General features: G+C 42.8%; 20 protein-coding genes. 12 read left to right on the top strand and 8 right to left on the bottom strand.

All coding sequences use genetic code 11. The annotated features are described in order from the left end of the window. Window positions 1-366 precede the first annotated feature (366 nt). Window positions 367-747 (top strand): hypothetical protein, encoded by a 381-nt coding sequence (locus ACFI6G_RS20995; protein ID WP_010428971.1) that lies wholly within the window; start codon window positions 367-369, stop codon window positions 745-747. Window positions 748-895: 148 nt separating this feature from the next. Here the strand turns inward: ACFI6G_RS20995 and ACFI6G_RS21000 are convergent, their stop codons facing one another. Then, complete coding sequence (locus ACFI6G_RS21000) at window positions 896-1240, bottom strand: YajD family HNH nuclease (RefSeq protein ID WP_010428973.1); 345 nt, start codon at window positions 1238-1240, stop codon at window positions 896-898. A gap of 289 nt (window positions 1241-1529) precedes the next feature. Here ACFI6G_RS21000 and yghU point away from each other — a divergent pair, with 289 nt between their 5' ends. Next, complete coding sequence (gene yghU / locus ACFI6G_RS21005) at window positions 1530-2387, top strand: glutathione-dependent disulfide-bond oxidoreductase (RefSeq protein ID WP_016785129.1); 858 nt, start codon at window positions 1530-1532, stop codon at window positions 2385-2387. 180 nt (window positions 2388-2567) lie between these two features. Next, window positions 2568-2891: a DOPA 4,5-dioxygenase family protein gene (locus tag ACFI6G_RS21010; RefSeq protein ID WP_010428978.1), complete on the top strand. Its 324-nt coding sequence runs from the start codon at window positions 2568-2570 to the stop codon at window positions 2889-2891. Between the two features lie 167 nt (window positions 2892-3058). Here ACFI6G_RS21010 and fruA read toward each other — a convergent pair whose 3' ends face one another. From fruA to fruB, 3 genes are read right to left on the bottom strand one after another with little or no spacing between them, the layout of a single operon-like run. Next, window positions 3059-4819: a PTS fructose transporter subunit IIBC gene (gene fruA, locus ACFI6G_RS21015; RefSeq protein WP_016769188.1), complete on the bottom strand. Its 1761-nt coding sequence runs from the start codon at window positions 4817-4819 to the stop codon at window positions 3059-3061. Between the two features lie 15 nt (window positions 4820-4834). Beyond that, on the bottom strand, window positions 4835-5812 hold the full coding sequence (pfkB, locus tag ACFI6G_RS21020) for a 1-phosphofructokinase (RefSeq protein ID WP_016769189.1): 978 nt from the start codon (window positions 5810-5812) through the stop codon (window positions 4835-4837). 9 nt (window positions 5813-5821) lie between these two features. Continuing rightward, window positions 5822-6955, bottom strand: coding sequence for a fused PTS fructose transporter subunit IIA/HPr protein (fruB, locus tag ACFI6G_RS21025; RefSeq protein WP_016785130.1), 1134 nt, complete (start codon window positions 6953-6955; stop codon window positions 5822-5824). 393 nt (window positions 6956-7348) lie between these two features. On the opposite strand from fruB, the gene cra reads away from it, so the two are divergent. Then, on the top strand, window positions 7349-8353 hold the full coding sequence (gene cra, locus ACFI6G_RS21030; protein WP_010428986.1) for a catabolite repressor/activator: 1005 nt from the start codon (window positions 7349-7351) through the stop codon (window positions 8351-8353). Between the two features lie 13 nt (window positions 8354-8366). Here the strand turns inward: cra and ACFI6G_RS21035 are convergent, their stop codons facing one another. The 4 genes from ACFI6G_RS21035 to nirB all read right to left on the bottom strand — a co-directional run bounded on the left by ACFI6G_RS21035 (window position 8367) and on the right by nirB (window position 15179). Beyond that, entirely contained in the window at window positions 8367-10157 is a 1791-nt protein-coding gene (locus ACFI6G_RS21035; protein WP_016769192.1) for a bifunctional protein-serine/threonine kinase/phosphatase, read from the bottom strand. Between the two features lie 234 nt (window positions 10158-10391). After that, a complete protein-coding gene (locus ACFI6G_RS21040; RefSeq protein WP_010428993.1) occupies window positions 10392-11861 on the bottom strand; it encodes a NarK family nitrate/nitrite MFS transporter in 1470 nt (489 codons plus the stop codon). A gap of 141 nt (window positions 11862-12002) precedes the next feature. Then, window positions 12003-12347 (bottom strand): nitrite reductase small subunit NirD, encoded by a 345-nt coding sequence (gene nirD, locus ACFI6G_RS21045; RefSeq protein ID WP_010428996.1) that lies wholly within the window; start codon window positions 12345-12347, stop codon window positions 12003-12005. 249 nt (window positions 12348-12596) lie between these two features. Then, window positions 12597-15179, bottom strand: coding sequence for a nitrite reductase large subunit NirB (gene nirB, locus ACFI6G_RS21050; protein WP_462710457.1), 2583 nt, complete (start codon window positions 15177-15179; stop codon window positions 12597-12599). Window positions 15180-15680: 501 nt separating this feature from the next. Here nirB and ACFI6G_RS21055 point away from each other — a divergent pair. The 8 genes from ACFI6G_RS21055 (at window position 15681) to ACFI6G_RS21090 (ending at window position 25813) form a co-directional block, all read left to right on the top strand. Continuing rightward, window positions 15681-18236 carry a molybdopterin oxidoreductase family protein gene (locus tag ACFI6G_RS21055; protein WP_349662743.1) on the top strand — a complete coding sequence of 852 codons (2556 nt, stop codon included), beginning with the start codon at window positions 15681-15683 and terminating at the stop codon, window positions 18234-18236. A 425-nt stretch (window positions 18237-18661) separates the two neighbouring features. Then, on the top strand, window positions 18662-19327 hold the full coding sequence (locus tag ACFI6G_RS21060; protein WP_016793474.1) for a hypothetical protein: 666 nt from the start codon (window positions 18662-18664) through the stop codon (window positions 19325-19327). Between the two features lie 164 nt (window positions 19328-19491). Next, window positions 19492-20157 carry a hypothetical protein gene (locus ACFI6G_RS21065; RefSeq protein WP_462710458.1) on the top strand — a complete coding sequence of 222 codons (666 nt, stop codon included), beginning with the start codon at window positions 19492-19494 and terminating at the stop codon, window positions 20155-20157. Between the two features lie 673 nt (window positions 20158-20830). Next, window positions 20831-21985: a TIGR02391 family protein gene (locus ACFI6G_RS21070; RefSeq protein ID WP_462710459.1), complete on the top strand. Its 1155-nt coding sequence runs from the start codon at window positions 20831-20833 to the stop codon at window positions 21983-21985. A gap of 143 nt (window positions 21986-22128) precedes the next feature. Continuing rightward, complete coding sequence (locus tag ACFI6G_RS21075) at window positions 22129-22725, top strand: DJ-1/PfpI family protein (protein ID WP_010429435.1); 597 nt, start codon at window positions 22129-22131, stop codon at window positions 22723-22725. Between the two features lie 372 nt (window positions 22726-23097). Beyond that, on the top strand, window positions 23098-23304 hold the full coding sequence (locus ACFI6G_RS21080) for a KTSC domain-containing protein (protein ID WP_077681051.1): 207 nt from the start codon (window positions 23098-23100) through the stop codon (window positions 23302-23304). 146 nt (window positions 23305-23450) lie between these two features. Next, entirely contained in the window at window positions 23451-24089 is a 639-nt protein-coding gene (locus ACFI6G_RS21085; protein WP_462710460.1) for an AbiU2 domain-containing protein, read from the top strand. A 566-nt stretch (window positions 24090-24655) separates the two neighbouring features. Then, a complete protein-coding gene (locus tag ACFI6G_RS21090; protein ID WP_133146531.1) occupies window positions 24656-25813 on the top strand; it encodes an SH3 domain-containing protein in 1158 nt (385 codons plus the stop codon). Window positions 25814-26085: the final 272 nt, after the last annotated feature.

A 26085-nucleotide genomic window follows, 5' to 3' on the forward strand; every position in this document is an offset into this window, starting at 1 on the left:
TCTGTTTTGTTCTTTTTAGCGCTGTTGTCTTATTGTTTTAGGCGTTTTTCGATGATGCTCTCTAAATAGACGCGTATTCCGTGCGGATATCACAGAGTTACGAATTATTTAAAATTTTTTCTAAGGTTAATTTTGTGTAACAAAATAAATCAAAATGGAGCTTTATCCATACGAGACAAGGAGTAACGGAGTTCTATTAAAAACAAAATGTTAACCAGTTGTTACGGCTGGTTTTTGTTAGCACCTTTGCTTACATTTTGTTCGATTTGAGGGGTTGTGTTGTCTGTAAAAAGTGGGAAAATAGTACGCAAACAAAGATTCCAAATTTGAAAGGATGCGTTTCCAACTTATGGTGAGGCGAGTATTATGAAACTGTTTTTAATTCTATTGATGTCAATTTCTGGTGGTTTAGCGGCAGCTGACCATATTCACTCTTTCTTATTCGGCTTCTATATCGCTGCGTTAGCGGTGGGTAGTTGTTACTGGCTTGCATTCCGCAGCACACGCTTCCCACAGTTGGCTTTGATGCTATTAATGTGTGGCTTCTTCGCGAAAATTGCAGTGACGGTTATCGGTGTTTCTTGGGGTATCTCGAACGATATCATTCAATCACCGTTCATTTTCTCGTTGTCATACCTGTTTTTCTTAATGGTTGTTACTTACGTTTGGTTTGCATACCGCGATAAGTTAACGTTGAAAAAACGCGCCAAGCAGGTTGAAGAGTCCCGCAAACAAGCGACAGCATAATTCGATTTGATTCTTAAAAAGCCTTCCTCGGAAGGCTTTTTTGATCCTGTCTAGCTATCAATTTAAAGGCAGATAGATTAAACCCCAGTATGCTGACATACTGGGGTTTATTGTTATTCTTTTTAGTTTCTACAGCTTTAAAGTTGTGCTACTTCTTCATCATCTTAGCGAGATCAGCAAACGGATTATGTGTTGCTGACTGATGATCATCTAAACTTGCTTTTGCATCCACACCATAGCGTTCATGGTCAGTGTATTTTGAGTGCTCATGATCGTGACAGTATAGACACAATAGCTCCCAGTTACTGCCATCTTCAGGGTTGTTTGTATGGTCGTGATCCACGTGGTGAACGGTAAGCTCTCTCAAGTTTGAGTAAACAAATTCACGTGCACATTTACCACAAACCCATGGGTACAGTTTTAGTGCTTTTTCGCGGTAGCCTTTCTCTTGGCGAGCGTACGCTGCACTCGAGCCTGTGTAATCAGAAGACATTGCCAAATCCTTATCAATTGTAATCCACCAATTTTATCACAGCTTTCTTAAACCTGTAGGCATGTCGTCTGTAAATGTCGATTCCAAATAGTACTACGGATTAATCTCTATTTAGATTGAAGTTTGAATAGGTACTTATCTTTTACACAAGCCAATTTTTAAAGCGGGTTATGCCTTTCTGGAATAAGCCATGCTTAACAGTTTGAAAATAAATCGTATTCAGGGGTTTTAACCAAGGGTATGTGACCTAATATCAGATTGTGAGACCCTATATTAATAAGGAAATATCATGTCAGAACAATACACACCGCCAAAAGTTTGGGTTAACGATACCGCTGGTGGTAACAAGTGGGCAAACATCAATAGCCCTGAATCTGGAGCTCGGTTTGATAAAGAGCTCGCTGTTGGTGAACATGCTTTACAATTGTATTCTCTTGGCACACCTAATGGTCAAAAAGTCACTATCATGCTTGAAGAGCTATTGGCAGCAGGTGTAAAAGAGGCTGAATATGATGCTTACTTGATCAACATTGGTGACTCTGATCAATTCTCTTCTGGTTTTGTTGGCGTGAATCCAAACTCGAAAATACCAGCACTTGTCGACAAGTCTGGTGATGAAGATGTTAATGTTTTCGAATCGGCATCTATCTTGATGCACTTAGCTGAAAAATTCGGTCACTTCTTACCAAAAGAAGGGGCAGCAAGAACACAAACCATTAACTGGTTGTTTTGGGCACAAGGTTCAGCGCCATTCTTAGGTGGTGGCTTTGGTCACTTCTACGCTTACGCTGATGAAAAGCAAGAGTACCCAATTAACCGTTTTGCGATGGAAGCTAAGCGTCAACTAGACGTGTTAGACAAACAGTTAGCAAATAACACATTTGTTGCGGGTGAGGAGCTTAGCATCGCTGATATCGCGATTTGGCCTTGGTATGGCAACCTTGTACTAGGCAAATTGTATGATGCAGCTGAGTTCCTACAAGTTGAGTCTTACATCAATGTCGTTCGTTGGGCGAAGCAACTTGAAGCGCGTGAAGGTTTCCAACGAGGTCGAGTGGTGAATCGCTCATTTGGCGAAGAGTGGGAGCAAGTTCCAGAGCGCCATTCAGCTGAAGATATTGATCGAGTTTTAACGTTACGCCCGTAGTAATTTTTAAACGATAGTCGTCACTAGTATCTCTAGAGTTTGTTTTAGCGAATAACGTTAATTCAAACTCTAGTTTTTTGTCCTACGGATTTTTCCATAGTAAGTCCACTTATTTAGATTTAGCTATTAAAGGCGGTTTAGGTATAAACTTGCGGCATCATAATTCTAAAGGATGGTGTCATGTACCACGCACATATTTATTTCCCTCTGCGATTTGCAGAGCAGGCAGAAACACTGCGTCAGAAAATTCTATCAGAACGCAGGGATGTGTTAGAGACTTTCCCATTAATACAGCGTTTGGTTGGCCCACATAAGATGCCAATGTTTGAGCTCCATTTTGCGAACAAAGAGTCGGGTATTATCGAATGGCTTGAACAAGAACGTGGCGATATGTCGGTGTTGATTCACCCAGTAACCGGTGGTGAAGAAAAGCTAGATCACACAGTACGTGCGACTTGGCTTGGTCGTGAACTGGGTGTCTTTGAAGAAACGCTGACTAGTTAATCAAACATACAAGTGTTGTTATTACCTCTTTCTGAACGGAACAATTCACAAACTTAAAAGGCTCCTCAAATGGGAGCCTTTGTTTTACCAAGGAACAGTTTTACCAAGGGACTGTTTAATCAAGAGCCTCCGTCCATCGGGTTTAGCCGTTAAACAGAGTAGGGGGATTAAGCCTCTGCTGTCACTTTATCGCTGCTCATCTTTTTAAGAGCTGCGTAACCGAAGCCTGTTACTGCCGTACCTGCTGCAATCGCCACTAGGTACATAAGCACTGGAGAGATAGCACCAGGAATCAGTAGTACGAACAAGCCGCCGTGTGGAGCCATTAGCTGTGCGCCAAACATCATTGATAGTGCGCCAGTTAGTGCACCACCTGCCATACAAGCTGGGATAACACGCATTGGATCTTTCGCTGCGAATGGGATTGCACCTTCAGAGATGAAACATAGGCCAAGAACGAATGATGCTTTACCTGCTTCACGCTCGCCTGCTTCAAACTTGTCTTTCACTAGGAAAGTCGCAAGGCCCATACCTAGAGCTGGAACCATACCTGCTGCCATGATAGCCGCCATTGGTGCGTAAGTTTGCGAAGCTAGTAGACCAACACCGAATGTGTACGCCGCTTTGTTTACAGGGCCACCAAGGTCGAAACACATCATTGCGCCTAGAATCACACCCAGAAGAATCGCATTAGACGTTCCCATGTTGTTTAGGAAAGTCGTCATTGCGCTCATCACGCCAGAAACAGGGCCACCCACGATGTAAACCATCACCAAACCAGTGAACAAACTCGCGATAAACGGAATGATCAGGATTGGCTTGAGGGCTTCCATGGATTGTGGAAGTTGAACCTTGTCGGCAATGAATTTCGCTGCGTAACCGGCAATGAAACCTGCTGCGATACCACCTAGGAAACCTGCGCCCGTTGAGCTAGCCAGCATACCGCCGATTAGACCTGGAGCCAGACCCGGACGGTCAGCAATTGAGAATGCAATGAAACCAGCAAGAACAGGAATCATTAGAGCGAATGCAGAACCACCACCGATAGTCATCAATGCTGCTGCTAGTGTGCCTTCTTCTTTAAACGCTTCGATACCGAATACGAAAGACAGAGCTATGATCAAACCCCCCGCAACAACTACAGGAAGCATGTGCGATACACCTGTCATTAGGTGCTTGTACACGCCTTTCTTCTCGTCAGCAGGTGCTGAATTTGAAGAAGCAGTGTGTTGGTATGGTTTAGCTTCTGCGAACGCTTTTTCCATCTCTTGCTTTGTTTTCTTAAGCGCAGGACCCGTTGTCGTTTTGTATAGCGCTTTGCCGTTAAAACGATCCAAAGGAACATCGATGTCTGCCGCGATGATAACAAGGTCAGCATCTGCGATTTCTTGGTCTGTCAGTTGGTTCTTCGCACCTACAGAGCCGCGAGTTTCCACTTTAATTTGGTGACCTAGGCGTTTACCTTCTGCTTCAAGCGCTTCAGCTGCCATAAAGGTGTGTGCAACGCCAGTCGGGCAAGCCGTAATCGCTACGATCTTTTTGCTGCCTGTGCTTGCCGTTGTAGAAGAGTTTACTGATGTACCAGTCACTTCCACTGTAGACTCAACTTGAGAAGCGTCTAGTACTGTTGCTTCTGCTACCGCTTTCTCTAGAAATGCTTTTGCATCTGCAGTGCATTCAGAGATAGCCGCTTGGTACACTTTCTTACCAACAAAACGTGCTTTATCAACGTTTGTGTTAGCTGCGATAACCACAACGTCGCTGCTGTCGATAGTGTCTTGTGATACGGTTGAGTCAGGTAGCACGCTTGATTGGCATTCAATAGCGGCGTTCCAACCCAGTGCTTTTGTTGCTTGCTCTAACAAGCCTGCTGCGATGATGCTGTTTGCTACGCCACTAGGGCAAGCCGTGATAATGGTAATATTCATAATAAACCTTTTGTCCTATTTGCTTGTGTCTAACTGGTTAGTTGGAGCACTAAGCGACTGTAATTGGATATTTTGTAGTACTGAATCCAGCTCTTGTTGGCTGGTAATGCCCACGCCTACCTGTGAAACTGCTAGAGCAGATAAGGCGGTTGCGAATTTAATAAGTTCTGGTTTTGGCATCTGTTGCATGTGACCCCAACATAGGCCAGCGACTAATGTGTCGCCTGCGCCAACCGTGCTTACCACTTGCATGCGCGGCGGTTGAGCATGTAGCCATTCACCTTGGTTTAGCCACATCACGCCTTCAGCGCCAAGTGACACCACGATGTTCTCGATGCCTTTTTCACTGAGGGCTTGGCCTGCGTGTTGGCATTGGTCGCGTGTGGTTAGTTCTGCATTGAACAGCTGAGAAAGCTCTTCATCGTTTGGTTTAATTAACCAAGGCTGTGCATTGATACCGGCTTTAAGTGCGTCACGGCTGCTGTCGAACAGCACCTTTTTACCTAGGTCACGCAAGCGTTGTACCCAAGAAGCGCAAAGCTCTGGTGATACGCCTTGTGGCAAGCTGCCTGCAATCACGAAGTAATCGTGTGTTTCAGCAAGCTCTAACAACGTTTCTTCAAACGCTTTGATAGCGTCAGCATCAACAGGAACACCTGGGAAGTTGATGTCGCTTACTTGGCCTGAGTTTTCTACCAATTTCACGTTGATGCGAGTCGCGCCGTCGACACGGATGAAGCGGTCAGTTGCGCCCATCTGTTCGAACAGTTGGCAGAATGCTTCTTCGTTATTACGACCAAGGAAACCAGTTACGGTAACCTTCGCGCCAAGCTCTGAAAGTACTTTTGCTACGTTTACACCTTTGCCTGCTGCATGTAGAGAACCTTTGTTCACTAGGCTGACTGAACCCACGTTAAGTGCGTCGATAGCGCCAGTCAGGTCTAGAGCAGGGTTTAGCGTAACGGTAACGGCTTTGATTTGTTTATCAGACATATCGATTCCTTAACCTTCACCAAGGCCTGAAGCGATAGCTTTACCAATCGATTCAAGAGCTTGTGCTGCATCTTCACCTTCAGCAACAAACTGAAGCTGATGGCCGTGTTTAACGCCAAGAGCGATCACTTTCATCAAGCTCTTCGCATTCACTTCTTTTCCGTCACCATCTAGGTTTGAAACGCGAATGGTTGACTCGAATTTCTTCGCTTCAGCGACTAGCATTGCACCCGGACGAGCGTGTAAGCCGTGAGCATTTTTGATTTTAAATACCGCGCAGTTGTCATCGTCTTGAGACGCTGTAGAAACCGCTTCATCTCTTAGAAGGCCAATGACTTGTGCTATGTCAGCAGTCAACAGTTGTTGCTGTTTACCTTCGAAAATCATTTTGCTTAGGTTCGCTAAAATAGATTGGTGAGCGCTGTTACAAGCGGCGAACGCTACCAATGCTTTAACGGGTGTGCCTTCGTACTCACAATGGTTAGCCGTTGAAACGAACGATACGCCAGTGCGAGTTACGCCTTTGTCGCTGCCCAACAACCAAAGGCCTTGGCCTAGGTGAGTCGGTGTTTTTGTTACGAGGTCAGCAACGAATGCGTTGTCCGTACAACCTGTATTCTTAAGTAGGCCGCCCGCTACTGCAGACATTTGAATCATGTCGCTTGCAGGGAACAGTAGCTGCACTAAAGAAGCGTCTAGATCGGCTTCAAGTTGAACTTCACCGTTCAGTAGAGCGATGATTTCGTCTTCTGATTTCGCTTGCTTTAACTTCTCTTCGACACCGTCTGCAGCGAGAACTTTGGTCAGTTGCTTAAGAATGCCTAAGTGCTCGTCAGATTTAGCCGCAATACCAATCGCAACGTAAACACGGTTGCCGTCTGCCCAATCAATACCTTCAGGGAAGTGGTGTACCGCAACGCCTGTCTCTTTTACTAGGCCACGAGTATCAGTGGTTCCGTGAGGAATCGCGATGCCGTTACCTAGGAACGTAGAGTTCTGGTTTTCACGGTTCAGCATTCCTTCAACGTAGCCAGATTCAACTAAGCCTTTCACCGTTAAGTCGCCAGCAATGTTTTGGATTGCTTTGAATTTGTCTTCGGCAGTTTGGCCTAGAGTAATGTCAGATTTTGATAATTTAAGCATGGTGCCTCTTTAGCGTATCGCTTGAGAATTTGTGTTTCGCTACGATTCAGTTTAGAGCAAGAATTAGTGAACTTTACTCTTTGCTTGCTCTTTGTTTTACCCTGGCTGAATCGGTTCAGCATTTAGTGTAAAAAAATTCAGCAAAGCCGATTTTGGTTTTCAAAATAGTTTGCTGCGTGTCGTTAATTTGCTTCGGTTGCGATTCGTAAATAATGAAAAGCTTATTAACGACAAATGGCTCTCAATTCATTCAAAAGGATGATTGAAGTCACTTTTCAGATTTTGCTGAATCCTTTCAGCTTTTATACTGAATCGATTCAGCATATAATTCAACTAATCCAAGGATCAGAATATTGGTTATATGATCCTACGCACAAAATACAGGTCACCCATATGACACTTGATGAAATTGCCAAACTAGCTGGTGTGTCGAAAACCACTGCTAGCTATGTGATCAACGGCAAGGCGCAGAAATACAGAATCAGCGAAAAGACTCAGCAGAAAGTGATGGCAGTCGTTGATGAGTACAACTACCGTCCAGATCATGCTGCTTCGTCGCTGCGTGCTGGTAATAGTCGTTCATTTGGTTTGATTATTCCTGATCTTGAAAACAGCAGTTACGCGCGTTTAGCAAAATTGATAGAGCAGAACTCACGTAAAGTGGGCTATCAAATCCTGATCGGCTGTTCAGATGATGATGCTGAAACCGAACGTAAAGTCGCTGACGCTTTGGTGAGTCGTCGTATTGATGCCTTGCTGGTGGCGAGCTCTATGCCAGACGCTAATGAGTTTTACTTGAAGCTGCAAAACTCAGGCACCCCCGTAATCGCGATTGATCGTCCATTAGATGATGAGCATTTTGCTTGTGTGATCAGTGAAGATTTTGAAGCTGCGTTTGAGCTGACGCATTCTATTCTTGATGACAGTATTGAGAGTGTTGGTTTGATAGGTGCATTGCCAGATCTGAACATCTCACGTGAACGTCAGTTGGGTTTCGAAGCGGCAAACAAAGCGTATGGTCAACAAGTCGGGCTGTCAGAAAACAAACCTACCGTTGTTGGTTACGGCGAGCACTTTGACCGAGAATCTGGGCGTGAAATTTTTGAAGGTTGGATTGCAAAAGACGCAGTGCCCGATGCGATTGTCACCATGTCATACACCTTGTTAGAGGGTGTACTTGATGTAATGGTCGAAAAGCCAGAACTGGTTAATCAAGTGAAGTTGGCGACCTTTGGTGATAACCGACTGCTCGATTTCTTGCCTTTTAAGGTCCATTCACTTCCGCAGCAGTTTGAAGTAATTGCGGATAGTGCTTTTGCTCTGGCTTTGAACGCTTCTGCTAAACGTTATCAAGCGGGTATTGAATTAGTGCCAAGAAGCTTAGTTAGGCGAGGCTAATTCGTAAACGTATCTAGCTTGGGTTTAACAACAAACCTAGTTCTACTATCGCAATAATGCCGAGCAACAAGGCTAAAACTTTCCAAAACTGGATCGGGTTTCGGTTTATCAAAGGTTGCTTGGCTTTGCTTTTTACCAAGCTTTGGTTAGGTGTGTAAAGGTCGGCCACAAAGTCCCCTAACACTTGATGGCGTTCGCTTGGCGATTCGGCACACGCTTTTTGTAAAACCAAATCAACCCAAGCTGGTATGTCAGTACGCTTTTGTGTCAGCGATTGGTATTCCCATTGATGATGACGAGATTGCTTGAGCGATTGTGCAGACATCTCAGAGTAGGGCAGTTCGCCTGTGAGCATTTCATACCCGATGACTGCAATAGAGAATAGATCCGAACTTGTGGTCGCGGTATTGTGCTTTATGGTTTCCGGTGCAATGTAATTAACAGCGCCCAATGGTACCGAGTCTTGCTCTGATTTACTTCCTTCTTCAATACCTCTTACCAACACAGCCCCAAGATCAATTATTTTAATCTCGCCATCACGTTGAATCATGATGTTTTCAGGTTTTAAGTCTCTGTGCACCATATCTGCACGTTGTAGCACTCGGATACCTTGTGTGATCTTATCGAGTATATCGCGCACTTGTTTGAGTGAAGGTTTTGGATTGTCGTACATCCACTGTCTCAGCGTGATGCCTTCTACCCATTCACAAATTTGATATAGGAATTGCGAGTGTTCTGGCGTCGGGTAGACCTTCATTACTTTCTTGTTGTTCAGTAGGATTCCTGCCCATTGCTCGTTAAAAAACGCGCTCAGTTGTGCTGGGCTGTCGTGATACTGAACCGAAGGTACCTTGAGGACGAATTCGGTTTGTGTCTCTTTGTGCATGACACGGTATACATGGCTTCTTGAACCTGCATATAGGACTTCGAGTACCATATAGTTGTCGATGCTTTGCCCGAGCTTTAAAGCGGGTGGGATGGCTCGTTTAGCGAGCTTTTCATGGAACTCAATGAGCGAAGGCTTAGGTAGATGACTGACTTGCACAATCAAGCAGCTCACGTTATCAGAGCTATTGTGGCTTAAAGCGGTGTTACAGATGGTTTGTGCTGCATATTCGAAATCCGCTCCGGGTTTGTCGATGTGTTCCTTGAAGGTGTTAGGGGAAACAAACTCATGCACGCCATCTGATGTAAGGATGAAGCAGTCATTTTTTTTAATCGGTAGTGTTTGGTAATCAACGTTGAGTTGGTTATCCATACCTAAAGCTCGTGTTAGGTAGTGTTTCTGTCCCATATTCTTGCGGGTATGATCGCGAGTAAGCTGACGTAATTCGCCATCTCTCAATAGATAAATACGACTGTCGCCGACATGGAATATATGGGCGGTGTTTGATTTTAGGATCACGCTGCTAAAAGTGGAAACGAGCGCATTATGGTTAACTTGTTGAGTGGGGTGGATATTTGAGACTGAAGTGTTAAAAAGCCAAGAGTTGAGCGAGGTTAGGACTTTTTGAGCTGAACGTTGAATACTCCAGCTCTGCGGGGTTGAGTAATAGTCATCAATGAATTGCATCACGCTGGTATGGCTGGCTTTTTGACCGTGTTCACTGCAACTTGCACCATCCGCTATACAAGCAACACTGCCTTTTAACTCTTGCTCTGCGCGAGTTTTGGGGTGTTTTACAATGATTGCATCTTGGTTTTCATCACGTACGCCTTTATTCGAATAGCCACCAAACTTGAGCGTTAGTTGGTTGTTCGATTCCGGTGTGATGACTTGCCCTTGGCTGAATGAAATTGTCATAACTGTTCTTCTTCTTAACTGCTCTTCTTCCCGCTTCCTTGACAGAACCCCCTAGGAAGAACAAAAGCCCTAGTGAACGTAGAGCCTTTGAACGAAGCACCCAGCATTGATATATCGAAACTTGAATAAACTTATGCGTTAGTACATTTAAGCATTAAAGATTCAAGCATAAATATGTCAGCTAAGGTGCTCCTCCCGATTTGATAATATCTACGTTAACCGTTAGTGCTCAGACTAACTCGAAACATTGATAAGCGTGACACTGCCATCATCGTTAACTTCAGCAATTTGACCGTTAGGTTCTTCCATGAACAATAGAGTCACAAAGCCAAGTACCGCTGTTGCAGCAATCACTAAGAAAAACGTTTGGTAGCTCACGAAAGACAATACTGTTAGGTAAACTACCGCACCAACGTTACCGTAAGCACCAGTCATACCTGCAATCTGACCTGTCATGCGTCGTTTGATTAGAGGAACTGTCGCAAATACCGCACCTTCACCCGCTTGAACGAAGAAAGAACACGCCATTGCTGCGACAACCGCTAGCCATACAGGCCATGTACTGTCTACTTGACCCATTGCGAAGTAACCTACAGCAAGACCAATCGTTAGAATAAGCAGGGTTGGTTTACGACCGAATTTATCTGAAATCCAACCACCACCTGGGCGAGACATTAGGTTCATAAAGGCATAAGCCGATGCAACCATACCTGCAAGAACGGGTGTTAATTCAAAGGTTTCAGAGAAGAACAGTGGCAACATAGAAACAACAGCCAGCTCAGAACCAAATGTCGCGAAATATAATACGTTCAGTACCGCTACTTGCTTAAATTTGTACTGGTGAATTTCTGGTACTTCTTCTTTAAATACGTTTTTGTTCACTTTCCAAACTTGTGAAACTTCATATACGTAAAGTGCGGCTAAACCCACGTAAACCGAGTTAACCGCCATATCAGAAAGCATGTTGATGTTGGTTGGCGATAGTTTCCATGTTAGTAGAGCAAGAGCGGCATACATCGGGATCTTCATAATAAGTAAGAAGAAAAAGTCACCCTTTGATGTTACTTCCATCGCTGTTACTTGAGCCGGTTTGAAGTACGTTGAGCCTTTTGGTGTGTCTGTTACGTTTTTGTAGAAGATAAACGAGAACGCTAAGCTCATTGCGCCAGTAATACCGACTGCATAACGCCAGCCATCTTCACCACCAAACGCTAGAGCTAATGTGGGAAGTGTGAATGCTGCCGCTGCTGAACCGAAGTTACCCCAACCGCCGTAAATACCTTCTGCTGTACCCAGTTCATTGTGTGGGAACCACTCAGACACAAGGCGAATACCAACAACGAAGCCTGCGCCAATGAAACCTAATAGGAAACGTGCAATCGCCGCTTGAATGAAAGAGTCTGCCATCGCAAACATAAAACAAGGAATTGAACAGACAGCCAGTAGTGAAGAGTAGACCAACCTTGGGCCATACCTATCGGTTAACATACCAATCGCGACACGCGCTGGAATAGTCAATGCAACGTTGAGGATCAGAAGTGTTTTGATCTCTTCAGTAGAAAGACCAAGCGTGGTTTTCACCATTTGCAGTAGGGGAGCAAAGTTGAACCATACAACAAAGGTGATAAAAAAGGCCATCCAACTTAGGTGTAAGGTTTTCATCTTACCCGTAAATGAAAGCAGCGAAAATTTTGTGTTATCCATGGTTTAAATCCTTTAAATCTGGAAAATTACCTGGCTTGAGCACGTGCGTTACTTCCGAAATTCGAACGCTTAAATGTGCTAAACCTTTATGCCGAAATTACTCACGCCTTAAAGCGTTTTGAGGATGATGTCGGCTGTTTATTAACTGGCGATAGCAAGCGGTGCGAGAACTTGTACATGTTCACCTTGCTTGCGAACTTCAAATTTCATGAGCTTGAGTTCTGGTTGTTCAAGACATGCTCCAGTTTCTAAGTGGTAATGCTGCTTGTATAAGGGCGACGCGACATACGGTTCACCGCTTAATGAGCCAATGATACCACGAGACATCACATTCGCTTTGCCGATAGGGTCGTAGTTAGATAGCCCATACAGTGTGTCACTGCGTTTGCAGTAAAAAATAGCCACTTGGTTATCGTCTACTTTGGCGCAAATACCACCGTTTGGGGTTAAGTCCTTGGTGTTGCATACGGTTGTCCAATTTTCCATGACTTTCTCCTAGTCTAAAATTGAGTCTTTAATCATTTCTCTAATTTTTTCGTTTCTAAGCAGTTCGTTTCCGAGCTGCTGTAATCTTTGTCATTTGAGTCGTCTTTCTTGTCTTTATAGCTGAGCGGCGGGAGCGACTTGCTGAGCATGCCAGTCACTTCCTAGCGTTTTATGTTAGATGCTTTACCTTACTCAACTGTTTTTTGGGGGTACGACTACTGTTGTTTATAAAGCTGATGAAACTGATATTTATGAAACTTCAGTCACTTCGATTTGGTCAGCCTTGGTTAGCTTTTCATCGCGTTGCGAATCTAAAGACGCGCTAATGTTTGGTTTAGGAAAGCGCTGCTCTCGTTCTTTGATGAATGAAAGGCTAGTGTCCATCTCTTCGCTGTTGATGTAGTGCTGGAAGCGCTTCATCTTTTCAGGGTTTTCGATGGTGGTTTTCCATTCACACTGGTATTTCTCGATGTTGAGCGCGATGTCGGCTTCAAGTTCTTCAACAACATTGAGCTTGTCTTCAATCACGACTTGTTTGAGGTATTCAATGCCGCCTTCAAGGTTTTCCATCCATACTGATGTGCGTTGCAGGCGATCTGCAGTACGTGTGTAGAACATTAGAATGCGGTCTATGTATTGCAGAAGGGTGGTTTCATCAAGGTCGGTAGCAAAAAGGTCACCATGGCGAGGGCGCATACCACCGTTACCACAGATGTAGAGGTTCCAACCTTTGTCGGTCGCGATAATGCCGAAGTCTTTCGACTGCGCTTCTGCACATTCACGAGTACAGCCAGAAACTGCAAACTTGGTTTTATGTGGCGAGCGTAGCCCTTTGTAGCGGTTCTCTAATCGAATCGCTAAGCCTACGCTGTCGTCGATACCGTATCGGCACCAAGTGCTGCCCACACACGACTTAACAGTACGAACCGACTTACCGTAGGCGTGGCCTGTTTCGAAACCTGCATCAATCAGCTTTTTCCAAATGATAGGCAGTTCGTTAAGCTGCGCACCAAACAAATCGACACGCTGACCACCGGTGATTTTGGTGTAAAGGTCGAACTCTTTCGCGACTTCGCCAAGCACGATCAATTTGTCAGGTGTGATTTCACCGCCTGCAATACGTGGCACAACTGAATAAGTGCCGTCTTTTTGCATGTTGCCTAGGTAGATATCGTTGGTGTCTTGCAGTTCAATATGCTGATCTTCTAGGATGTAATCGTTCCAGTAAGAAGCCAAAATTGAACCGACTGCAGGCTTACAAACTGTACAGCCTAATCCATTGCCATGAGAATCCAATAGCTCATCGAATGTCTTAATTTTGTTGACGCGGATAATGTCGGTAAGTTCTTGTCGAGAATAGGCAAAGTGCTCACAAATATCGTTTGAGACTTCCACACCAAGGTTGCTTAGTTCACTGTCTAGAACTTGTTTAGCAAGCGCAGAACAACCACCACAACCTGTTGAAGCATTGGTTGTTTCTTTTAATGCTGCCATGGTGGTGCATCCAGCAGATACGGCGTCTTTGATATTGCCTTTGGTCACATCAAAACACGAACAAATCACTGCGCTGTCAGGCAGGGCTTCAACACCCATTGCTGAACCAGAATCGTCCGCGAGGTTTGGCAGAATAAGCACGGATGGGTTTTCAGGAAGAGGCATATCATTTTGTTTGATTTGCAGTAGTGACCCGTAAGCCTCTGCGTCGCCCACCAATACTGCACCAACAATCTTTTTACCATCAGCTGAGATGATAAGGCGTTTGTAAACTTGCTCGATTTCGTCGTTATAAGTATACGATTGAGCACCTTCTGTTTGGCCGTGTACTTCACCTATACTTGCGACATCAACACCAAGCAGTTTGAGCTTAGTGCTCATGTCGGCACCAGTAAACGAAGCGTCGCTCGCGCCATCAGAGATGATATGCGCTGCTGCGACTTTCGCCATTGAATAGCCAGGAGCCACTAAGCCGAAGATCTTGTTGTCCCAAAGTGCACATTCACCAATCGCATACACATTGTCAATGTTGGTTTGGCAATGATCGTTAATCACGATGCCGCCACGTTCACCAATGGCAATATCAGAGCTACGAGCTAGGGCATCTTGAGGACGAATACCCGCAGAAAACACAATCATATCGGTTTCAAGATGGGTGCCGTCTGCGAAGTTCATACGGTAGCGAGAAGTCTCACCCGCGACTATCTCAGAGGTTGCCTTCTCAGTGTGAACCTGAACACCAAGGTCTTCAATTTTACGGCGTAAAAGCGCACCGCCACCGTCATCCAACTGTACGGCCATCAGGCGAGGAGCGAACTCCACCACATGGGTTTCCAAACCAAGGTTTTTAACTGCATTTGCGGCTTCTAAGCCAAGCAGGCCACCACCAATAACCACGCCCGATTTACTGCTTTTGCTTGATAATTCAATAGCGTCTAAGTCTTCGATGGTGCGATAAACGTGGCAATGTTCTTGGTCGTTACCGGGAATAGGAGGAACAAAAGGAAATGAACCCGTCGCTAGAATTAATGTGTCATAACTCTCGGTATGTCCCGACTCTGTCACAACGCACTTATTGTCAGTGTCTAGTTGAGCGACTTTTGCGTTCAATAGGTAGTTGACGCCATTGCTTTGGTAATACTCTTCGCTGGTCAATGCCAAATCTTCGGCATTTCCACGTTTGAAGTAAGCTGTAAGCTGGACTCGGTCATAGGCTAACCTAGGTTCTTCGCTGAAAGTAATTACATCAAAATCATCACTTTCTGATTGTAAAATGTTGTCGATAAATTTGTGTCCAACCATACCGTTACCAACGACGACGATCTTCTTCTTGCTCATAATCCATTCCTTATTCTCGGCTTCATTGTTTATAGCGTTAACGTTTATAGCGTTTAACTTCTAATGGTTAACAAATGAATACCGGGTTGAGATTCCACTCAATTCATCATTATCAAGAAAACAAAAATTGTTTTTCTAACTCTTGGTTTTTAGTAGAGCAAGGAGGGTGCCAAATTGTGATTTAGCAAAATAAATAAAATAAAATTTATATTTTTCAATAAATTAAAAATTATAGGTAGAACGCAATTACCCCTAAAGTGGTATGTAATTTTTTTGTTAAATTTATGGAAATGAACGTTTGTGGTGCAACTTTCCGCAAGATGGTGCAAAAAATAAGTTTTTGATATCAACCAGTTCTTAGTAACTGGTTTATTATTGTTTTTATTCCGATAAATTATTGTTTTATAGCGATTTTTCTTATTTGTTTAATTCTTGGATTTAATGGCGTGCTATTTGCTTTAGTTAAACAAATGCAATTTTGGATAATTGAGCGAGAAACGGATGAGTGATTCAAACAGTGGCTGGATAAAATCGACATGTGCCTATTGTGGTGTTGGATGCGGAATAGAAGCGAGGCCCACTGCATTAGGTAAGCTTGAAGTACGTGGTGACAAAGAACACCCGTCGAATTATGGAAAGTTATGTACTAAAGGTATTGCTCTAGGTGAAACCGTAACACCTCTAGGTCGTCTTACTCAACCTACTCATATTCAGAATCAACAAAAACACGAACTCGTATGGGATGACGCCACTCAATTGGTCGCTGATAGGTTTAACCAAACCATTGAAGAGTTTGGTCCTGATTCAGTTGCGTTCTATGTCTCTGGCCAACTGTTAACAGAAGACTATTACGTTGCTAATAAGCTGATGAAAGGCTTTATTGGTAGCGGAAACATTGACAGTAACTCAAGGCTTTGCATGGCATCGAGCGTTGTTGGACATAAACGTGCATTTGGTAGCGACACGGTTCCTATTTGTTATGAAGATTTAGAGCAAACCGACTTGGTCGTGATTACTGGCTCAAACTTAGCATGGTGTCATCCGGTTCTTTTTCAAAGGTTAAGAGCAGCTAAGCAAGCGAATCCCAAACTGCAAGTGATCGTCATAGATCCTCGTTATACCGACACATGTGAAATAGCAGATCAACATTTAGCGATTGAATCGGGCTCTGACGTGGCCTTGTTTAACGGGTTACTTTCATACTTAGCGGATAATGATGCACTTGATGAAGGCTATATAAGCAAACATACAGAAGGCTTCCAACAAGCGATCAAGTCAGCAAAGAAGTATGTTTACCACGCTGATTCAAGCATCAATTCAGAGCAAAGCGTCAGCCAACTGACCGGGTTAGCGGAACAAGAGGTTGAGCGCTTCTATCGCGCGTTCGCTTCTAAACAAAAAGTCGTCACCATTTATTCTCAGGGCGTGAATCAGTCGAGCCAAGGTTGTGACAAAGTGAACGCTATTCTCAACTGTCATTTAGCCACCGGAAAAATCGGACAAGCAGGTATGGGGCCTTTCTCTGTGACAGGTCAGCCCAACGCAATGGGCGGTCGCGAAGTTGGTGGTTTAGCGAATACGCTAGCGGCGCACTTTGAGTTTGGGGATGAGAAATCACACCAAACGGTGAGTGATTTTTGGCAAACCGATAACTTAGCAACCCAACCCGGCTTGAAAGCAGTCGAGTTGTTTGACGACATGCTTGAAGGCAAGATCAAAGCGGTGTGGATTATGGCGACCAACCCTGTGGTGAGCCTTCCAGACAGTGCGAGAGTGAAAGCAGCGCTAGAAAACTGTCCATTTGTGGTGGTGTCAGATTGCATCGCCGATACTGAAACCACACGCTTGGCCGATGTTGTGTTACCTGCGCAAGGTTGGAGTGAAAAATCGGGTACCGTGACCAACTCCGAGCGCCGTATATCAAGGCAGCGCCGCATATTGCCAAGCCCGGGTGAAGCTAAACCTGATTGGTGGATGATTAAAGAAGTGGCGCAGAAAATGGGTCATCAACATGCCTTTGATTATCGTCATGAAGGGCAGATATTTGAAGAGTACTGTCAAATGACGGGGCTTGATAATACTAACGGTAAAACGCGAGACCTGTGTTTAATTGGTCTAACCAAATTGGACGATAAAGGTTATAGCGAGCTAAAACCCCAGCAATGGCCTGTACTAGAATTACAGCAAGATATCGTAAATAAACGAATGTTCACTGATGGCGAGTTTTTCACTAAGTCAGGAAAAGCCCAGTTCGTTGCGGTTGAACATGCTTTACCATTAACGACGTCGTCACCAGACTATCCGCTTATTATGAACAGCGGACGAGTGCGCGATCAATGGCATACCATGAGTAGAACAGGGCTTGCCTCATCACTTGGAGACCACACTCCCGAGCCGTTCATTGCTGTTCACCCTGAAACCGCCAAGAGATTTGGATTGGAAACGGGCACAAACCAAACCAACCAGGTTGTTAAAGTGAAAAGCGCTCAAGGTGAGTCTCAAGCGCGCTTGGTATTAACCCAAGAGATGCGTAAAGAGCAGGTGTTTATGCCGATCCACTGGAACGGCACCACGGCCAAAGACAGCAAGCCGTGTGACCTGATTTTACCTAACACCGATTCCAATTCAGGACAGCCAGAATTTAAACACACACCTGTGATGTTAGAAGCATGTGCTTATCGCAGCGAAGCGGCACTGGTCAGTGATAAGGTGATGGATTGCAGCAGCTTTGATTACTGGGTTAGACAGAAAGTCGAGGGCGGATTTTTGTATCGTATCTCGTCATCTAAGAATCCTATGGAGTTGGTGATTCAGCTTGCCAACACACTGGATGAATTACCTGAACCCAACGCAGAAGCGGTTAAATCACTCCATTATCACGGCAATAAATCGTTCAAGAACTATGGTTCAGCCAAGCTTGGTGAGTTTGGTGTAAAACAAGCGTTCGTGGTGAACAGTAACCTAGATCATGAAAGTATCAACTGGCTGGTGGAATGCCTAACCCGAGAAGCCGATGAAGAATTCGAAGCCGAATTTTTGAGTACCATGGCGAAGTAGTTACTACCTCACATTCATCCATACCAATGGCGTAGACGCCGACAATCATGTCGGCGTTTTTGTTTGAGTGTACAGCTCCCCAATCCGTGACAATTCATTGCCTGAACTGCGGTTCACTCATCACCCAACCCAAAGACTTAGATCAAAATTGCCTAGGATTTGGTCAGTAAATCACCGAAGAAGGTAACGATTAACTCACACATTGAGGTGTTTTCTGCATTTTACTGGAACTATATAGAAAATTTCTGCTTTTGGTCATGTTCGATAAAGCAGTAATCAGGTAAGGTTCTGTTATTAAATGGGTTATTAGACCGAGCCTGAACTGTTGAGATGACTAGACAGAATTGTTTCAGGGACAAAATACAGAATTATTCTGTCTAATATAGCTGTTATGGCACTCGCCAGATTCAGGCTTAGGAGGAATATTGAAAAATTTAGTATCGGCATGTTCAACTGAAGTTGGCATTGCGACAGAAGTGTTTTCAGTTTTGCGAGCAGCTAAGTTTGGTTATCAACAGTATCGTATGGAACAGTTCTTACAAAGCATACAGCTTTGTACTGATCGAATGACAGAAGATGAGCGCTTAGAGTTTAGAAATCGGTGTTTAAGTGACACAGGGAAAAGGGTCGCGGCAGATTTTGCTTCTGCTGTTACAGATACCCCCTGCGATGTTGTTTTGGCTACTTATGCACTATTATTTTCTTCTGATCCAGATTTCGATTTTACCGAAACACAAATTGAACGATTTGTATCATCCACAAAAGGGCTAAATACTAGGAAAACAGAGTTTTTTATAAAACTTTGTTCACTAAACCCTAGCGATCCAGAAATGATTTATCCTATGTACAGCTTAAGTAGCCATAATAATTATGGTGTAGATCTTATTTTTGATATGGATGAAATATATGCGTATACGCAAGAGTTCTATCATAGAGGGTTGATATTGCCGGACCCTCAAGCAAGTATAAATGTCAGCCAAATGGGCGGGTTTCCTGGAAAAGGAGAGTGGCTAATTAGATTTGGTATTAGTGATATATTAGACCGATACTCGAAATTGTTAGCTAAAGCAGAGTACTTGATAAGGAAATAGTGCCATAACAAGCAATTTAAGAGTGATTCCCCACGCTTGGCATTTTTGGTTTGGGTCTAGTTTAGTGTTTACGGTGTTCAAATTGAGTTCCGTGGTAGCGTGGCTCACACCTTAATTGGGCGTTAGTTTTATATTTGAATTCATCACATTAAGGTTTCTGAGTAGTGAAGAAAGTAGTTATTGGGCTTACTGGGATCTATCTAGTAGCCGTTGGATTTTTTATTGGGGTAACTGACCGAGAATCTATGTTTGATTCAGTAAAGTGGACTGATATTGGTACGTTAATCGTCACTTTTCTTGGTTTTACATTTGGTTTCTATACCTACTTTCAGTGGTTAAACAACAAACGAAAAGAAGATTCATATATTGCGGCTAAGAGGTATATCGCATCGATCGATGAAATTGAAGAAAACCTACATGAACTGCGCTTTCATTATGATCATATATGTCCTGTTCCTGGGGTTGTCGTCGAAGATCAAAGCGTATCAATCAAACGTGTAGAGCACCTCAATAATGTTTGGGGCAACCTGTACCAAGCGAGAAGAAGCCTTTATAAGTCTAACCGTGAGCTTAGCTTCTGGAATGTTCGTCTAGATGACAGCGCAATAAAAAACTACGAGTCAATGAATCAATACCTTGATAGCATCAGTGTTGTCTCTTCAGTATTGAACAGTCAGTTGTATCACTTTGTCAGTGGTAATATGCAGAATATGGGCGAAGTCATTAGCCACAAAAAGAGATTTGATGAGTTACATAGCCAGTTGCATGAAGCTATTCAACATCGTATTAGTCGTGGCTTTAAGTCTATGTTTTTGTTTGAGATACAATGAAACTAACAAACGCTTTAAATCTGATTCGTGAACGCGTGCCGAACTCGCTAGCGCTCAGACATGGCACACGTTAACTCACAGTTTAAGCGGGCGTTAGTTTGCAAAGGGCAGAAAAGCATTTTTAGTCTAAAAGCTCACTCTGTTTCTTTGCTATTCACCTGTCAGTTCTCCAATCATCATCATCGTATTGTTTATCATGCGTAGTGAGTTTTTCGTTTAAGTGATTTACGCGTTATTCAGTTCTTCTACGTTAGTAAGGTTTTTTTTTCACAAGTTCTTTGGCGCGGCTTCTTTGGTGTTTTTAGTGAATCACATCTTTCAAGGCTTGGCGTGTTTGGCTATCAGTATCTTCGAAAGTCTTCTTTGCCAAGTACGTTTGGTGATTGGGTTTGAATTTCGAACTATTCATTTTACTTATGAGTTCAAAGCCAGTAGTTTTGTAACCAATTCAGCACCTTGGCGCTAAACCTTTGGCTTTATCGCGGTGGCAAACTAACAAAGCGCTAAAGACGGACTAACAAACGCTTGGCATTTTCAGTTCGGTTTAGTTACGTGTTTAAGGTGTTTAAATTGGGTGAGGTGGCAGGTTTGTTAGCCGCTTAGCTAATCGTTAGGTTTCAATCAACTATCAATAATTAAAGTTACGTATCAAGTAAAAGGCTAGGTTAGTTAAATGTATAGAAAAGAGAATTTTAACGAGGGCAACTTCGACAAGAAACTTGTTGAAGCTATAGGGAATCGTCTGGAGCATGGGCTTTATACGGATGCTATTCTTCAGGGAACAAAGTATTTAACTCAGTTGTTAAGAGAAAAAGGTGGTTGTGAAGGTGATGGCGCCAATTTAGTTGGTCAAGTTCTTGGTGGTAATGTACCGAAACTCCCTATAAATGATGGTAATACCGTTTCAGAGAGAGATGAACAAAAAGGGATTGAACAACTGTTACGTGGTTACTATATAGGGATTAGAAACCCTAGAACCCATGAAGTAACCGAGGATTCAGAAGAGTTTTGTATTCGAATTTTAATCTTACTTGATACTATCCTTAGCTATCTAAATGTGGAGCTAGAGGAGTTTGATATAGCCCCTGTTGTTGACAAAATTTATGACCCTCATTTTGTCCCTAGTATTGAATATGCTGAAGCTTTGATTGCACATGTCCCTAATAACAAGTTAGTCGATATGTTTATTCTTGCCTTTAATCGTAGAAGTGAAGGTAAAACAGATGACATTAAGTTTGCATTTAGTGCTATTTATCAACAGATATCAGGTGAGGATGAAAGGAAAGTTACAGAACATCTAGGTGCAGCCTTGCGTGAAGCCGCAGAAGATACTGACATCGCTGAGATTTTTAGATTAATGAAGCCTAGTGCATGGCAACTATTACAAGACGACGTAAAAATGCGCATGGAAAATATCATTATAAATAGTTGTGGTGTTGGTCGTTACGATATGTATGCGAGTTCTCTTACCCATGGCTCAATCGGTACTTGGGGAAATACGTTTGGTCGTTACTTCTCACGCATCAATGATTTAGGTGAAACTATTATCTCAAGGCTTGGAAATGACTGGTACACGCAAAATTATATTGCGCAGTACTATCCATATGCTTTGACGACCGTTATAACTAGTGATGAAATGCTCAAGAGGTTAGCCGACCAATTGGCATATGCGGCGATAGGAAATCAAGCAAAAATACTCAGAACAAAACTACTAGAAGTAACCAAAAACTATCCAGTGGAACTTAAAGAGTACCTCAAGGTTTCGGTGCAAGAGCGTAGGCATGGAGATACAGATTATGCAGATAAGCTTTTAGCTGAGCTTGCCTAAGAAACCTAACAATCTGTTTAAGAGTGATTCGCAACGCGTGGCATTTTTACCATGCGTTGTGTTTGGTGTTTAAGGTGGTATGCGGGAGCTTCGGTATTGCGTTGCTCACACCTTAACAGGGCGTTAGGCAAATAGGAGTAGATATGGATATCGCAGTACTAACATTTGACGGATTTAATGAACTTGATTCATTTATAGCCGCGGGAATTTTAAACCGAATGAAAGACGCAGGTTGGAACGTGCAAATAACGAGTCCATCTCAGTACGTCACTTCAATGAACGGAGTTACAATTCAATCTCAACAGCCTCTAGAGTTTGCGAATCAAGCCAACGTTGTATTGTTTGGTAGCGGTGTACTAACGCGCGATATTGCTCAAGATAGAGATATACTTTCAAGGTTAAAGCTAAACCCTGAAACTCAGTTAATTGGTGGGCAATGTTCAGGTACTTTGCTCATGTCTGTGCTTGGCTTACTGCATCAAATACCAGCTTGTACCGATTTAACAACGAGACCTTGGGTTGTCGAATCAGGAGTGACCGTTCTAGAGCAGCCATTTTATGCTAATGGTAATCTTGCAACAGCAGGTGGTTGTTTGTCATCAAAGTACTTAGCTGCGTGGGTTATTAGTAAGTTGTCGAGTAGGGCGGATGCTGAATCGGCAATTCATTATGTCGCGCCAGTCGGTGAAAAAGAGAACACGGTTCAGCACTGCATGTCAGTAGTCGGTGCATATCTTTAAAATTTGCCTAACAAATTGTTCAAGGGTGATTCGGCACGCGTGGCATTTTTACTATGCGGTAGGTACAGTGATTAAGGTGGTATGCAGAGGCGTCAGTATTGCGTGCCTCACACCTTAACAAGGCGTTAAATGTCGGGAGGCGGTATGTAGACTGGATATTGGATCGATGATGGTTTTATTTGGGGACCATCTGAGTCAGGTAGGTTTTGGATTGATGATGGATGGGTTTGGGGTCTATATAATTCAGGAAAGTGGTGGATAGAAGATAATTGGATTTGGGGTCCAAACGATGGTGGCAAGTTCTGGATAGATGATGGTCACATTTATGGTCCTTCAAAAATACTACCGTGGTTAAAGAAATAGGAGTTTCTAATGACAGAATGGGTAAATGTTAGTTCAACAGCAATTCGCCGAATTGGATATGAAGCTGAGTCTATGCGAATGTATATTGACTTTGAAGATAGTGACCCTGTCTATACATTTTGTAGAGTTCCTGAGAGTGTTTTTAGAGAGTTTATTAGCGCAAGGTCAGTTGGTCGCTATTATCACCAATACATAAAAGATCGATACGACTGCTGAAAACATTTAACAAACTGTTTAAGAGTGATTCGCAACGCGTGGCATTTTTACTATGCGTTGCGTTTAGTGTTTAAGGTGGTATACGGAAGCTTCGGCATTGCGTTGCTCACACCTTAACAGGGCGTTATACAAATTAGGAGAAAACATTGAATCCAGTTGAACAATATGAGTCGTATGTATCAACTTATTGCGACCTTATATACTCCAAGGTTGCTTTAAAACTCGGAGTTTATAGAGCACACGTTGAAGCTCTGGAACGTGAGCCATATGATATGACTCGGGCTAATCCTTTGATGCCACTTATGGTTGAATCAATTCAGATCGATTGTGTTATGACCGTGTCTAAGTTGATTGAACGTGGGCGAGGAGATAGAACGTTTCAAAAATTTTTGGCTTTTGTTGAAAGTAATATCAAGGCTATTAGTAAAGCCTACCCGAAGGTTGATGCTAGCCTCGTCAAAGAGCAGCGTTTAGCTTTGGAAAAAGTAGAGACTCAGGTTGGTAGCATTTTGACTCAACGTGATAAGTATTTTGCACACGCCGATAAGAAGTACTTTTTTGATCAAAATAAAATTACTGAAGACTTTCCTGAAACTTATCACGAGTTAATACAAATAATCAGGACTCTACAGGGTATTGTTGGAAAACATAAGCAGCTTATGACTGGTGGTCATCCTGTTTGTATGTCAGGTTTTGCATATGCATTTTCAGATAAAACTTTAAATCATGTGAAAGTTGCTGAAAAAGAATGGCACGAGACATACCGACAAGGCGAAGAGTGGTAATTTGTATAACAAAGCATTTAAGAGGGATTTTTGTTTTCTGTTTAAGTTATTGTTTTTTAAAGCTTTAATTTCAAGGTGTAACTTTTGGGGGAACATTAAGGGGAACTATGGAAAATAACTATTTATTGTGACCTATATCACTATTTAATTCTGATTCTTGACCTCATTCTTAACCTATCAGTCGCTCAAACTGAAAGTCCTTGTGAATCGGATTCAAGTTAGTAGAAATAATCCCAGTCTTCGAGATATTTTTAAGAAAGCGTATAAGCTTTTTAAAGTGGTAGTTTAAACACGTCTTCGCCCCAAAGCTTTTTAGGCCCGTCGAAATGAGTGCAGAGAATGCGCTAGAATAGACCAAATTAATCTAATCCATACATCTGAGGGTTATACGGAAAATTTCCGTAGTTTAATCCCGAAATTCTCTTTCGAATTACACAACAGATTGATATCGGTAGCGTTTCATAGTGAATAACCGCAATTTTGTCTATAAAGCGTTGGTGTTCAAGAAAAAAATTTAGATTCTGATACGATATATTGTATGTGCTATCAAAACTTAAGGTGTTAATGTGAGTCAAAAGCAAGCTCTCGATAATCTCAAGATCATCAGAAATAATCCTCTAAAGGAACATCGAGAAATGATGGAAGCTTTGGCTAATCCAATGAAAGATTTACATGGGCTAACATCATCATTCCAAGATCCTTTAAAAGAGCACCGTGAAATGATGGAAGCTTTGGCTAATCCAATGAAAGATTTGCATGGGCTAACATCATCATTCCAAGATCCTTTAAAAAAGCACCGTGAAATGATGGAAGCTTTGGCTAATCCAATGAAAGGTATGCATGGGCTAACATCATCATTCCAAGATCCTTTAAAAGAGCACCGTGAAATGATGGAAGCTTTGGCTGGTCCAATGAAAGATATGCATGGGCTAACATCATCGTTCGAAGACCCTTTAAAAGAGCACCGAGAAATGATAACTGCTTTAGTTGACCCAATGAAAGAGTTGCGTGCAATGACTCTATCATTTCCAGATCCTTTAAAAGAACATCGTGAAATGATGGAAGCTATTGCTAATCCAATGAAGCAATTCCAAGCAACAATGGCTAACATCATTGACCCTGTCAATTTGTTTCAACAGAATTCGTCCTTAGCTATATTGAAGCAGATGGCTGAGGTTGAGTTATTTGATGCAGCAATGCGATCAACGAAAGTTACTGAAGCTACAATCAATGAGATATCTTCCGAAATACTGGTAAGTTCAGCTAACTCAGAATCTGAAAATTTAGAAAGCCTTCTCAATAATATCTTACTGGAAATTAAAGCATTAAAAGAACCTAAGCTACAACACCTTATTGTTAGCTATATTTTTCCGTTAATCCTAGTGATGTTAAGTATTATTTTGGCTCCTATAGCTGATTATCACATTAAGGCATATCTACAGTCAGATAAAAGGTTACGTAACAAAGCAGTGAATCAACAAGTAGTATCGTCAGCACCTGACCGTGAGATTCTAAGTACACTACGATATGTTTCCGCTGATACTTTAAATGTTCGTGCTAAGTCTTCTACTAAATCAGCGATCTTAGGGTATTTTCACCATGGTTATGTTGTAAGTATCATTCGTAAAGACAAAAATTGGTCTCTAGTTGAATGGATAGATCAAGAGTCGGGATTACAGGTTACAGGATGGGTGAACACTAGATACCTTAAGCGGTTTAGGTAACAGAGCCCGAACAAACGACTATGGCTGCAACATAACTAATTCTACTTATCAGTTTTAGTTTGAATATCCAAACTCATTTGTCCAGAATCGTGACAGTTGGTATTTCGTAGCTCGCAAATGCCCCAAAGCTTGTATCAACTGACCTACGAATCAATTCACTAAACCATAATTTGACTTATTTTTCATAATATCAAGTGTATGACTGATGTACTTGGAAAGCGTGAGACTGTGTATACCGATTTTAAGTGGTATTACTGATGTTGACAATCTAG

Source organism: Vibrio sp. PSi01, from assembly GCF_054960695.1.